This is a genomic window from Sphingomonas sp. IC-56 (assembly GCF_021043375.1).
Taxonomy (GTDB): domain Bacteria; phylum Pseudomonadota; class Alphaproteobacteria; order Sphingomonadales; family Sphingomonadaceae; genus Sphingomonas.
The window spans coordinates 164892-177935 of the sequence record NZ_JAJNDV010000006.1 but is presented as its reverse complement, the minus strand read 5'-3'; the positions used below and the strand labels follow the sequence as shown (position 1 = coordinate 177935).

The 13044-nt window shown below is 66.1% G+C and carries 7 protein-coding genes; 2 read left to right on the top strand and 5 right to left on the bottom strand.

Going from position 1 to position 13044, the window contains the following annotated elements; all coding sequences use genetic code 11:
• Nucleotide 1: 1 nt before the first annotated feature.
• The 5 genes from LQ953_RS10275 to LQ953_RS10255 all read right to left on the bottom strand — a co-directional run bounded on the left by LQ953_RS10275 (nt 2) and on the right by LQ953_RS10255 (nt 11111).
• Nucleotides 2–1891: an NPCBM/NEW2 domain-containing protein gene (locus LQ953_RS10275; RefSeq protein WP_231030710.1), complete on the bottom strand. Its 1890-nt coding sequence runs from the start codon at nt 1889–1891 to the stop codon at nt 2–4.
• Nucleotides 1888–4569, bottom strand: coding sequence for a glycoside hydrolase family 3 C-terminal domain-containing protein (locus LQ953_RS10270; protein ID WP_231030708.1), 2682 nt, complete (start codon nt 4567–4569; stop codon nt 1888–1890). Before LQ953_RS10270 ends, LQ953_RS10275 begins: the two co-directional genes overlap by 4 nt.
• 59 nt (nt 4570–4628) lie before the next feature.
• Nucleotides 4629–6569 (bottom strand): sialate O-acetylesterase, encoded by a 1941-nt coding sequence (locus LQ953_RS10265; RefSeq protein WP_231030706.1) that lies wholly within the window; start codon nt 6567–6569, stop codon nt 4629–4631.
• Between the two features lie 16 nt (nt 6570–6585).
• Entirely contained in the window at nt 6586–8127 is a 1542-nt protein-coding gene (locus LQ953_RS10260; protein WP_231030704.1) for a tryptophan halogenase family protein, read from the bottom strand.
• Nucleotides 8128–8204: 77 nt separating this feature from the next.
• Nucleotides 8205–11111, bottom strand: a complete 2907-nt coding sequence (locus tag LQ953_RS10255; RefSeq protein ID WP_231030702.1) for a TonB-dependent receptor — start codon at nt 11109–11111, stop codon at nt 8205–8207.
• Between the two features lie 253 nt (nt 11112–11364).
• Between LQ953_RS10255 and LQ953_RS10250 the strand changes: the two genes are divergently transcribed.
• On the top strand, nt 11365–12033 hold the full coding sequence (locus LQ953_RS10250; protein WP_231030700.1) for a SapC family protein: 669 nt from the start codon (nt 11365–11367) through the stop codon (nt 12031–12033).
• A complete protein-coding gene (locus LQ953_RS10245; RefSeq protein WP_231030699.1) occupies nt 12030–13043 on the top strand; it encodes a cupin-like domain-containing protein in 1014 nt (337 codons plus the stop codon). The genes LQ953_RS10250 and LQ953_RS10245 overlap by 4 nt, the downstream gene beginning before the upstream one ends.
• Nucleotide 13044 lies beyond the last annotated feature (1 nt).

Here is a 13044-nt window from a genome sequence, read left to right as displayed (position 1 = left end):
CTCAGCGCGTGAAGGCAGCGTCGGCCCAGCTTGCCGGTTGAGGCGCGGTCTTGCCGGTGCTGTCGCGGGTCACCAGCTCGACGATCCGGATACCGACGATGTTGGCGCGCAGCGGCTCGGCGGGGTCGCCGAACGCCTTGGCGGGCGAGCGAGTGAGCAGCTTGCCGTCGCCCCAGACTTCGAACGTCACCGCGCCCTGTTGCCGCCGGCCGGTGTCATTGACGCCGACCATCGCGGTGAAGGTCGAGAAGCCGGTATTGCGTACCTCCAGCCGCGAATTGGCGAGAACGCCGATGCCGGTGTCGAAGGCGGTGCCTGCGATCCGGAGCGGCAGGCCATAAGGCGCGCGGTCGGGCTCGGCGCCGCCCCAGCCGCCATATTGGGGATGATCGCCGGGGCCGCGGGTCGAGGTCCAAGGGGTGACGGAGTGGTGAATGGTGGGATCGGCCTGCGGCATGGGAATGCCGTCCTCGGCCGGGTTCACGGCGCCGGGCTGTTCCGAGAGATAGAGGCCATTCGGCAGCCGGCGGGTGCCGCTCGCGCGGAAGACAAGCGTTTCGTGTGGGGCGAGTTCGAGTGGCAGTTCCTTGCGGAAGCTGCGCTCCTGCTTGCTCCACAGGTCGCGCAGGCGAATGTCGGCGTCGGCCAGCATCTTGAGCTGCTCGGCGGTGAGCACGACCTTCATCGGGACGGCGGAGCGATTGAACAGCGCGACTGCCTTGTCGCCGCTGGCCAGGGTCTTCACAAAGGTCTGAACGTCGTCGGAGTCATAGGCGAGCACCGCCTGGTTGCCGGCAGGGTCCTGGTTCAGCGCGACGAGGTCGGCGTTGCCGAAGATCGCGAGCAGCTCGGGCGTCAGCTTGCGCAGGTCATAGCCGATGATCAGCGGCGCGTTGAGCATGGCCCAGAGGGTGAAGTGCGAGCGCGCCTCCACCAGATGAGCCTGGTCGAAGTCGCCGGTGCCGACGAACAGCATGTCCGGATCGTTCCAGCTGCCGGGATGAGCATAGAGCGCGCGGTGAGTGACCGTGTCGAGGTTGGTGAGCATCCGCGCCCAGACCGGCTGGATGTCATCGCTGGTTCGCGACAGGTTGCCGACATCCTTGCCCCAGGTGCGGACATCGCCGGCGCCCCAGAGGCAGAGCGAGAAGACATAGTCGCGGCCGGCGGCACGGGTCTTCAAAGCCGCGCCAACTTCTTCATAGAGCTTGCGCACGCCGGCAACGTCGGAGCCGCCGAGCGAGGCCATGTCGACCAGCGGGTTGAGTGTCCTGTAGAGGCCCGAGCGTACTCGTGGAGCATCCTCGGGCAGGCCGCGAATGCCGCAGGCGTCGACCTTGATATAGTCGAAGTTCCACTCGGCGAAGTAGAGGCGGATGTCCTTGTCGACATGGCCGTAGAGGCCCACCTCACGCTCCGCGACGCTGCCCTCGGGCTGGTTCTTGAAGTCGGGCGTGTAGATCTGGCCGCAGCTGTTGCGGCCGATGTCGGAATAGATGCCCGCCTTCAGCCCCATGGCGTGAAGGCGATCGGTGAGCGGGCGAAAGCTGGGGTTCCTGCCGGTCTTGGCAGAGGGAAAGTGGCTGGTGCGGATCAGCATCCGCCCGTCCGGTTGGCGACGCTTGAGCCACCAGCCATCGTCGATGTTGACGTAGCGATAGCCCAGACGGGCCAGCCCCTTGTCGACCAGTGCCTCGGCCGAGGCGAGTACCTTCACTTCGTCGACGTCGCTGTTGAACGCGTTCCAGCTATTCCAGCCCATGGGCGGGGTGGGCGCGTTGCCATCGGTGTTGGCGCTCCACCGGCCAGTGGGAGCGAGCGGATCGTCGGAGGCGCTTGCCGGGCTGGCGAGGGCGAGCAGGGCGCAGGCGGAGAGGAACAGGCGCTTCACTTGGGCAACTCTGCTGATTGATTGGCGGTGAAGGCGGCACTCTGGCCCGCCACGCCGGTTCCGGGCTGACCCGAGCCTACTGTGACGCGATAGGCGCCCTGCATCACCAGCCGCCGACCCTCTGGCGATACGCTGCTGACATCGCGGGGCGACAGGTCGAAGGTCAGCTGCCGCTTCTCGCCGGCCTTCAGCGACACGCGCTGGAAACCGCGCAGCGCAAGGCGCGGGAGGCCCGGCCGGTCGGGGAAGGAGAGGTAGAGCTGCGCCACTTCCTCACCGGCGCGGCCGCCGCTGTTGGTCACGGTGGTGGTCACGCGCAGGCCCTTTTCCGCGCCACCCCGTGCGGGGGTGAGCTTCAGCGGCGCATAGTCGAAGCGCGTGTAGCTGAGCCCATGGCCGAACGGGTAGACCGGGGTGCCCGTGAAATAGCGATAGGTGCGGCCCTTCATCGAATAGTCGCCGAACGGCGGCAGATCGTCGACGCTGCGGTAGAAGGTGAGGGGCAGGCGCCCGGCGGGATTGGTGCGGCCTGACAGGATGTTGGCCACTGCCTGTCCGCCGACTTCACCGGGGTACCAGGCTTCGAGAATGGCGGCGGCGTTGTCCTTGCCCCAGGCGAGGTTGATCGGGCTGCCGTTCATCGCGACGAGCACGATTGGCTTGCCCGTGGCGCGCGCCTGTTCGAGCAGCGCGCGCTGGTCGCTGGGGATGTCGAGCGAGGTCTTGTCGCCGCCCTCGAACCCCTCGACCTTCACGCCATTTTCCTCGGTTTCGAGATCCGAAGTGAGGCCCACCACAGCGACGAGCACGTCGGCGGACGCCGCGGCGCGCTTCAGTTCGGCGGCAGGATTGGGCGAGACGCGCTTCCAGACCAGATCGATGCCGCTGCCTGCAACGCGAATGGCGTAGCGCCGCCCGGCGGTGAGGGTGAGTGTCGTCATGCCGGGCAAGTCGTTCCAGCGCGCCTTGCGCCGGTCCGAGATCATGCGGCCGTCCAGCGTCAGGGTGCCCCCCGCGCCGGAAAGGCCGACGCGGTAGGTGCCGGTCTCGGGCGGGGTGAGGAAGCCGGTCCAGACCGTCTTGTGCACATCGGCGACGGGCGCGAGTTCAAGGTTGCGATTGCCGACATCGGGCTCGACCCGCGTGACGACGGGATCGCTCTGGTACACGACGCTTTCGATGCGCTTCTCGCGGGTGCCCGGGGCGAACAGCGTGGGAAGCGGCGTGGTCGGGTTGTAGTAGCGGGCGAGCACGCCGGGCTTGCCGTCGGGCGTGGTCAGCGCCGAAGTCGGCACGCGGTCACCATCGGTGACGGACTCGCCGAACGGGACCAGGGTGACGTTCGGGGTACCCAGGGTCGAGCGCAGGCCCTCCAGCACAGACACCGGCGGGCCGGACAGTGCCGAGGAGTAGTTGCCGCGCAGCACGCGGGTGGCGTCGCCGAGCGGGCCGATCACCGCCACGCGCAGGCCGGGCTTGAGCGGCAACACGCCGTCGTTCTTCAGCAGCACCATGGTCTTTTCCGCCGCAGTCAACGCCAGGCGACGATGCTCGGGATTGCCGACAGCGCTGGGCGGGATTGCGGCTGGCGCATCCTTCAGCCCGGCAAGGTCGCCGGTGCGGAAGCGGGCGGTGAACAAGCGGATAAGGGCGGTGTCGACATCGGCCTGGGTGATCAGGCCGCGGCCCAGCGCCTCGCGATAGCGGTTTTCCAGGCCGGTGGTGTCGGACAGCGTCTCGCCATTGCACTCGCTGTCGACGCCCGCGCGCATCGCTGCGGCGACGGCGGCAGCGCCGTCGGGGGCGTATTTGTGGTTGTCGGCGATGTCCTTCACGGCGTCGCAATCGGACACGACATAGCCGCGAAAGCCCCAGGCTTCGCGGAGATGGTCCTTCAGCAGCAGATCGCTCGCGCAGGCGGGCTGCCCGTCAATGCGGTTATAGGCGCACATGACCGAGCCGGCGCGCGCATCGACGATCGCGGCACGGAAGGCGGGGAGATAGGTATCCTCCAGGTCGTAGGCGGAAACGAAAACATTGGCTTCGTGCCGCGTGGACTCAGGGCCACTGTGGACGGCGAAATGCTTGGGCGTGGCGATCACGTGCGGGCGATCGGGGTTCGGGCCCTGCATGCCGCGAATGAAGGCTGAGCCCAGGCCGCCGGCGAGGAAGGGATCCTCGCCATAGGTTTCCTGGCCGCGTCCCCAGCGCGGATCGCGGAAGATGTTGATGTTGGGCGACCAGGTGTCGAGCCCGCTGCCCATCCGGCCGGTGCGCCCGGTCTGGCGGGCAAGGGTGTGGAGCGCCCGGACTTCCACGCTGATCGCGGCGGCGACGTCGTGGACGATCGGCGCGTCGAAGCTGGCGGCGAGCGCGATCGGTTCGGGGAAGTTGGTCGCGGGAAGCGGGCCCAGCGCGCCGTGAAGCGATTCCGTCCACCAGTTATAGGCCGGGACGTTGAGGCGCGGGATAGCCGGGGCGACGTTGAGCAGCTGGGGAAGCTTCTCCTCCAGCTTCATGCGCGCAACGAGTGCCTTGGCCTTCGCGATCGCCGGATCGGCATCGACGCTTGCAGCCGGCGCGGCGTCATCGCGCCCGCCGGCGAGCGCCGGAACGAGGGGAAGGGCGAGGGCAAGCGCTGCCGCCGACACCATCAGGCGGCTTGCTTTGCTGGTCATGAATCTGTGCTCCGCAGTGAAGTGGCGTGCCCGGTTGCGTGCACGCCGTGATGGGGCGTTCAGGGGACGGCGATCTCGAACGTGCCGACCGGCAGGTGCGCCTCGTCCCACAGGTTGGTGGCCGGCGCGTCGGCCCAGGCATAGCGCACCCGGGTGACCGGCTTGCCGTCGCCGGTGACGGTCACGTCGCTGCCCGCAGCCCGCGCCGCCGCATAGCGGCAGCTGCCCGGTGCGCTGCCGCAAAGTTCGAAGCCGATCGCCTGGTCCGAGCTGGTGGTGCGCAGCGCACCCTTCACCCCGGAGAAATGCAGCACGATGTTCGTGCCCTGGCGCTCGGCCGAGGCGATGGCAGGGCCTGCCCGGCCACCGGGCGTGCCGGCAATCGCCGCGCGCATCGCCTGGGCAAGCCGCTGGCCGACGAGGCGCTTTTCGCCCGGATGGATGTCCTGTGCGTCGCCGATGTCGAGCGTGACGGCCAGGCCGACATGCGGGTCGGTCGCGGCGACGCGGCGCTGCGCGTCGCGCACATCGCCCCAGCCGCTTTCGGAAGGTGCGGTCGCGGGCCCGCCATAATTGGCGAGCTGCGCGATCGCGAAGGCGGTCGTCGGCGTGCCGAAGCGGGTGCGCCAATCCTCGATCAAGGCGCGCAGGCGCCGGTCATAGCCAGGGATGCCGGTGTCGGACTCGCCCTGGTACCAGGCGAAGCCGGCGAGGCGGATCGGCCCGAGCGGCGCGATCATCGCGTTGAACAAGGTACCCGCGCCGTTGATGTCGTCCCACGGCACGCGCGGCGCGCTGCCGGCCACGCGCTTGGCGATCGCATAGCGCCAGTCGGTGCTGAGTGGCACGCTGGTGCCGTCGGCGAAGGTCAATCGCATCGCTTCCACCGGACCCAGCATGCCGCCGAACGCATACACGTCGTCGTCATTGACGGTGATGACGTTGCGGCCCGGCTTGAGCGTGCCGGCGGGGAGGACATAGACGCGTGGCGCGCCGGCCAGGCTGGTGCCGCCGACGCCCATGCCGTTCACCCAGGTGCGGTCGGCATCGTCGATCATGCCGAGCGACAGAGTCGCGGCGCCGCGAGCCTGCGCATCGGTGAGCTCGACCGTGCGCTGATACCAGAGCATGCCGTTATAATCGGCGAGTTCGGGAACGCCCCAGCTTTCGAAGTTGGTGAAGGCGGGGACGGGCCGCCATTCGAGCGCGGCGCCCGGCTGCCAGGGTTCCTTACCGGCCGCGTCGCCGCTGCCGGCGCGCCACCAGCCTTCCCAGATGCTCGAGGTTCGCCGCGTCGCCGCGACGGGATCGCGGGCATAGAGAGCGAGCAGGTCGGCTTGATCGCCGAGGCCACCCTTGCGCAGGGCGGCGTCGCTCATCCACGCACTAATCCGTGAGCCACCCCAGCTGGAATGGATCGCCCCGACCGGCACGTCGGTATCGCGGCGCAGCGACTGGACCATGTACAGGCAGGCGGCGGAGAAATTGTACGCGGCTTCGGGACTGGCGATTTCCCAGGCGGGCACGGTGTCGAACTTGCTGGCCGGCGTTACCGCGGTCTTCTTGGCGACGGTCAGGAGGCGCAGGCGGGTGTCGAGGGGCGGATGCGCCTCTGGAAACAAGCTCTGCGCTTCGCGGACCTTCATCTCCATGTTGCTCTGGCCCGAGCACAGGAAGACGTCGCCGATCAGGATGTCGTTGAGGATAGTGGCGCCGCTGGGCGCCGCCAGGGTAAGCGTGTAGGGGCCGCCGGCGGGGAGGGCCGGAAGCTGCGCCTTGAACCGGCCGTCGCGGTCGGCGGCGATGCTGACGCTGCGGCCAGCCAGGCTGATCATCACCGTTTCGCCCGGGCTGGCGCTGCCGGCCAGCGTGATCGGCTGGTTGCGCTGAAGGATCGCATGATCGCCGATCGCGCCGTCAAGCCGGGGCCGGGCATAGGCACCCGAGGCTGTGAACAGTCCGGCCAGCAATGCGGTAAGCGCAGTGGTTCGGTTAAGCATCAATTCGCTCCGCGGTTCAGATTGGCTGAAGGCCATGTTGGACGATCTTGTCGATCAGCGCACGGTGCTGGGGCAGGCCGTGCAGCAGGCGATCGGTATAGGCCTTGTTCTCACGGCGGAGGCGCGCGGCCTGTTCGGCATCGGCTTCGAAGCTGCCCGAGGGCACCATGGTGCGATGACCCATGCCGTAGAGGACATATTGGTAGCTGGCGGAGGGAAACACTTCCTCGGCGCGGTCGAACTCGTCGTGGAGCCAGGGCGCGTGATATTCCCACAGCGACATCAGCTCGCGCAGGCGGTCGGGGATCGTCTCGGCACGCTGATTGTCGCGCCAGAAGTCGGTGTCCGTCCGCTTCGTCAGCGAATAGTGCAGCTTCAAAAAGTCGATGATCCGGCCCCAGCGATAATGGGTCGTGTCGTTGTAACGACGCGCGACGGGGTCCATCACTTCCCGGCAGGCGGGAAGCTGCTCGGCGATGATCTTGGCCGAGAGTTCGATCAGGACGATCGCAGAGGCTTCCAGCGGCTCGAGGAACCCCGCGGCAAGGCCCACTGCGACGCAGTTGTTCTTCCAGAAGACCTCACGGTGGCCGGAGCGGATGGCGAGGCGTCGGACCGGCAGGTCGCGCGCAGCGGGGCCGACATACTCGCGTAGTGCCCGTTCGGCTTCGTCCACGCTGGTGTGGCTGCTGGAGAAGACATGGCCGGTGCCACGCCTGGTGGGCAGGCCGATATCCCAGATCCAGCCTGCCGATTGGGCAGTGGAGATGGTGTGGCTGGCGATCGGGTCGTCGGGATGGTCGTAGGGGACCTGCATTGCGAGCGCGGTGTCGCAGAACAGCACGTCGTTGCAGTCGCGGAAGCCGACGCCCAGCGTCTTGCCAATCAGCAGGGCGGCAAAGCCGGTGCAGTCGACGAACAGGTCGCCGGCGATGGTGACGCCCTGCTGCGTCTCGAGGCGGTCGATGTCTCCGCTCTCGGTCAGGTGCACATCGGTGACGTCGGCAAGCACGTGCCTGACGCCCAGCTTCTCGCAGCAATGGCGTTGAAGAAAGGAGGAGAATTTACCGGCATCGAGGTGATAGGCGTAGTTCGCCGGGCCCTCGAACTCCGCAGTGGCGACGGTCTTCGGTGCAAGGCCCGCGTCGCAAATCCGCCCCTGTGGGGTAACGGCGTCGCAGAAGCTTTCGCCGTCCTCGGCCGCCAGCCAGTGCGGGACCAGGTTGGTCTGGGCAAAGCCCTGGGGCAGCATCAGCGGGTGGTAATAGCCGTCGTCGGCTGCGCCCGTGGTCCAGCGATTGAAACGCGCGCCCTGCTTGAAGGCGGCGTCGCACTGGCGGAAGAATTCGGTTTCCGACACGCCGATCTTGCGCAGCGTGGTGCGCAGCGTTGGCCAGGTGCCTTCGCCGACGCCGATGATCGGCACGTTCGGCGACTCCACCAGCGTGACGGTGAAACCCTGCGCACGCCTGCCCTGATGGCGAGCGGCGATGACGCCGGCGGTCAGCCAGCCGGCCGTGCCGCCACCCACGATCACGATATTCTTGATCTCGTGCATAGGCCTGCCCGATGCGAAACAAGGGGCAGGGCGCACCGATGCGCACCCTGCCCAGGTAAGATCAGTACTGGGAAGGATCAGTACCGATAACGCAAGCCCAGCGTGTAGCGCCGGCCATAGTCGAACACGTCGAGCAGCTGGTTGCTGTAGCGGCCATGCGTGCTCTGCTGGTTGTTGTTGAGGTTCAGCGCCTCGGCGAAAACGCTTAAGTTATTCGTGACGTCGTAGCTGGTGGTCAGATCGACCTGGAAGCTCTGGTTCACGAAGGTCGGCTCCGCACCGAACGAACCGGTATTCTGGTTCTGGCCGAACTGGAGCAGGTACTTGTCGCGCCAGTTCACTGCGGCCCGGATCTGGAAACCGGACTTGTCATAGAAGCCGACGAAGTTCGCCGAATTGGCGAGCCCGGTTACCGCAAAGCCGGTCTGCGAGATGTTGGTGTCATCATAGGGCCGGTTGGTGTCGACCAGCGTAGCGTTGGCCTGGAAGCCAAAGCCCGAATTGCCGAACACGTGCTGCCAGGCGAGTTCGATACCCCGTACGGTTGCATCAGGCCCATTGACCTGCTGCGACACTGCGAAGCTTGCTGCCGCCCCCGTGGTCGGATCGACCACGCCGTTGACTGCCTGACGCGTGACGCCGCCAACGATGAAGTTGCTGACGTTCTTCAGGAACAGGCCGGCCGACAGGTAGGAGTTGCGCTGATAATACCACTCCGCACCGATGTCGAAGTTGTCCGCCAGATACGGCCGCAGGTTCGGATTGCCGCCGCTGGCGGACAAGGCGCCGACGCGCTGGCCGCTGCCCACGTTCAACACCGGGTTCAGCAGGTTGAGCGTGGGACGTGTCAGAGTCCGCGATGCGCTGACGCGCAGGACCACGTCGTCTGTGAGTTCCAGTTTCGCATCAAGGCTTGGCAGCAGATACGAATAGGAGCTCTTGTTCGTGACGCCTTGGACGTCGGTATAGGCCGACACGGTGAGCAGCGTCGGATCCGCCGCGCTGGTCACGATTTGCGTCGGGAGTCGGCCCTGTCCGGTCGCAGAGAGGTTCGTGGTCTCGTTGCGAACGCCTGCGTTAACGGTGAACGGCAGGCCGCCGACATCCGTCTGGAAGCTGGCCCGGAGGAACAGCGACCAGGTCTTTTCGCGGACGCGCAGGATGCTGCCGGGATCGACAGCTTCATCGAACGTGCCGGTGAACCCGTTCACGCTGCCATAGTTGAAGCCGGGGACGTTCTGCGCCTGCGGATTGCCGAGACCGGTCAGGAAGTTCTGATACGCCACCGGGCTGAACACGAACACCGACGGCGGCAGGCTGCCGTCGAAGCCGGGTATGAAGTTATCGAGGCTGATCGAGCCCTGGTACAGATTGGCCGGAAGCGGCGCGACGCCGCTGCCGCGTCCAGAGGGTGCACCATAGCCGGCATAGGCCTGCCAAAAATTGTTGGTGAAGGTGCTCTGGTTGCGGAAGTTGAACGTGTCCTGGTAATATTGGCCGCCCGCCTTCAGCGTCAGATTGTCCTGCTTCCAGGTCGCGGATCCGCGGAACTGGACAAGATCATCGGTATTCTTCTGCGTCTGGTTGACCGTGACGTGCGATCCGATCAGCGCCTGGTTCGCCCAGTTCGCGCCATTGCCCGCAGGCCCAAAGTTGCTGATCGTCGGGAAGGCGCTCTTGCTGTCGCCATCGACGGTGAAGCGCAGCGTGTTGCTCAGATCGCCGCCATAACCGATATCGCCATTTTGGCTGCCGATGGTGTCGCCCGGGTTCAGCCAGCTCTTGGCATAGGCAACATCGGCCTCAAGCGTCAGGTTTTCCGAGGCTTTGTACTCGATGTTCAGGCCGGTCTGGTTGGTCTGAAGGATCTGCGTGTTCAGCGCGGCGGTGAAGTCGGTCGGCGTGCCGGCCTGCGTAAAGTCGACGGCGGTGCCGTTCTCATCCAGCGTCACATTGCGCAGGTCGCCCTGGTTGAACCAGACGCCGAACGCGTAATTGTCCTGCGTGACATTCTGACGCGAGAAGTTGTTGTCCAGCGTGACCATCAGGTCCTCGGACGGATGGTATTGCAGCGAGATGCGGGCGTCGACGCGCTCGTCGCGCACGCGCTGCTGCTCAGCACCATATTGCTGCGGGAACCAGCCCGGCAGGGTTCTGTTAGCAGCCTGCGCCGGCGTGCATGCCGCGGTGAGCTGGCACGGGGCGAAGTTGCCGCCCGGCCAACCCGACACATAGACGCGATTGGTGTCGGTGTCGCGGCGGGTGTAGATCACGTCGGCCAGCACGCCGATCGTATCGTCGGCGAAGGTGTTGCTGATCAGCAGCCCGCCGGTTGGAACGATCTTGTCGGCGCGGTCCTGGATTGATCCCGATCCGGTCGCCGCCAGGCGGAAGCCGGGGTGATCGAAGGCGTTCGGGAACTGGATGTCGACGGTGGCGCCGATCGAGCTGGAAGAAAGCGAAACGTCCGGCGTCTTCATCACGCTCAGCTGGCCGATGAAGTCGACGCCCACGGTGCTGAAGTCGATCTGACGTCCGCCAGTCGCGGTCGAGATGCGGCGACCATCATAGAGCGTGGTGTTGAAGTCGCCGCCAAAGCCGCGAACGGTGATGCCGGTGGGCTCGCCGCGCGAGCCAGAGCGTTGAATGGAGACACCCGGCAGGCGCTGGAGCGACGCCGCGACGTTGGAATCGGGGAACTTGCCGATGTCCTCGGCGGAGATCACATCGACCACGCCCGAGGATTCGCGCTTGATATCGAGGTTGCGCTGAAGCGAGCCGCGAAGGCCGGTTACGATGATTTCTTCGGTGCCGCTGTCCGGCCCGGCATCCTGCATCGCGCCGGTCGCCGACGGATCGGTTTGAACCTGCGCATAGGCCGGCGAAGCCGCGGCCAAGGCCAGGAGGCTGGTCGCGCCGGCAAGTGCAGGCAGCGCTCCCGCCCACCCCTGAGTACGCGCACGACTCGAGATCAATAAAGCCATTCCATCATCCCCTCTCTCAGTCGCGCCCCTTCTGCGGTGAGGGATCACGACGGTGAACTTGCCGGCGATTCAGAGCTGATCCCCATCATCTCCGGAGCAAGTTAGCGGTAACAGTATCAAAGCTGCCGGGGGATGCAAGTTTATAGTCTGAGCAATGATCCACCCTTGGCGAGGGCGTAGGGGCGGTGCATGACGTCGCACGCCAGGAGCAAAGTCCGGTCGGAGGGGAAGCGCATTGGAAAACTGGGAAACTTTGAACGTCGAGCAGCACGCCGGGCTTCGCGTCTCGCAGGCTCCGGACGCGAGTCGCCATTTTGCCCAGATCGTGGCCGACGAGTTCATCGCCGCTTCGCACGACTTCCCGATCTTCTTTACCAAACATGCCGAAACCGGTGGCTTCTACGCGGGCGTCGTCCTGGGCTTGAACCCGGGCGAGAATCTCAGTTGCGTTGACGGCCGGCTTCCCGGCTATCGGCCAGCCGATCTGGAACGTCAGGGGTTTTACCTGGTGGAGGACCGGATCGTGATCAATCGTGACCATCCGGTCTTTGCAGGTTCTGACGGAGAGCGCTTGTTCGACGATGCCGGCGAGCCAGGTGCGGCGCTCCGGCGCGTCCAGCAGGCGCTTGGCAGGTTGCAGACAGGTCTTCCCGCGACCGACGCGGTGATCCAGCGGCTTCTTCATCACAAGCTGTTGGAGCCGATCGACGTCAACCTACGCTTCGACGATGGCAGCCACATAGACCTGGACGGGCTCTACACGGTGAGCCTGGACCGCTTGCACGCGCTGCCGGATGCCGCCGTGCTCGACCTGTTCAGGCAGGGGGACCTGCAGCTTGCCTATGCCCAGGCATCGTCCATCATCCATGTTCGCCGGCTTGCCCGGCGGTACAACGACCAGCTGACGAGCGCTCCGGCGTGAACCCGGTCCCGAGCCAGGTTGATGCGTCCGCGCTCCTCGATCCGGCGGCGTTCCAGGCAGCCGTGATGGAACGATGCGAGCCCGTCGTCGTGCGGGGGGCGGCCCGGCATTGGCCGATCGTCTCCTGTGGGGATGTCGGGTCGGCAGCGGAGCAGCTTCTAGCCTTCGACGCGGGCAAGGATGCCGATCTGTTCGTCGGCAAAGCGGAGATCAAGGGAAGCTATGGTCACGCCGATGCCGAGCTTCGCAGGTTCAACTTCGATCACCAGACGCTGCCGTTCAGGGACGCGCTGCGGCGCATCCTTGAGACTGCGGACACGCCGGGCCACGACACCTTGTACATGGGGTCGCTGACCTCAGAGACCTATTTGCCCGGTGTCGAATGCCTGACGCCGCTTCCCTTCATACCGCCACCGGTGCGGCCGCGTTTCTGGATCGGCCATGTGTCGTCGATCCCGTGTCACTATGACACCATGGACAATGTTGCTTGCGTGGTTGCGGGGAAGCGGCGCTTCACCCTGTTTCCGCCAGGCGCAATCAGCGATCTTTATGTCGGACCAATCGACCACACCATGGCTGGCCAGCCGATCAGCCTGGCGGCAGCGAGTAGCGCTCGGGATGAACGATATCCCCGCTTCGAGCAGGCGCGCTACCGGGCGCTGGTAGCCGAACTGGAGCCAGGGGACGCGATCTACATTCCAAAGCTGTGGTGGCACCAGGTGGACGCGGCGGGCAGCGTCAACATGCTGGTGAACTTCTGGTGGGACGGCTTCGCTGCGGGGCCAGACCAACCCTACACGACCATGTTGCTGGCGATGATTGCAATAGCCGAACGGCCGGCGGCCGAGCGCGCGGCATGGAGTGCGTGGTTCGACCACTATGTCTTCCGCCCAAAGGGGCATCCCCTCGCGTTCCTCGACGCCAACCAGCACGGCGTCCTCGGCCCCCTGCGCGAGGGCAATTACGGTCGCATCCGCGCCATGGTGATGCGGCTCCTGCGAGGCGGGTAGG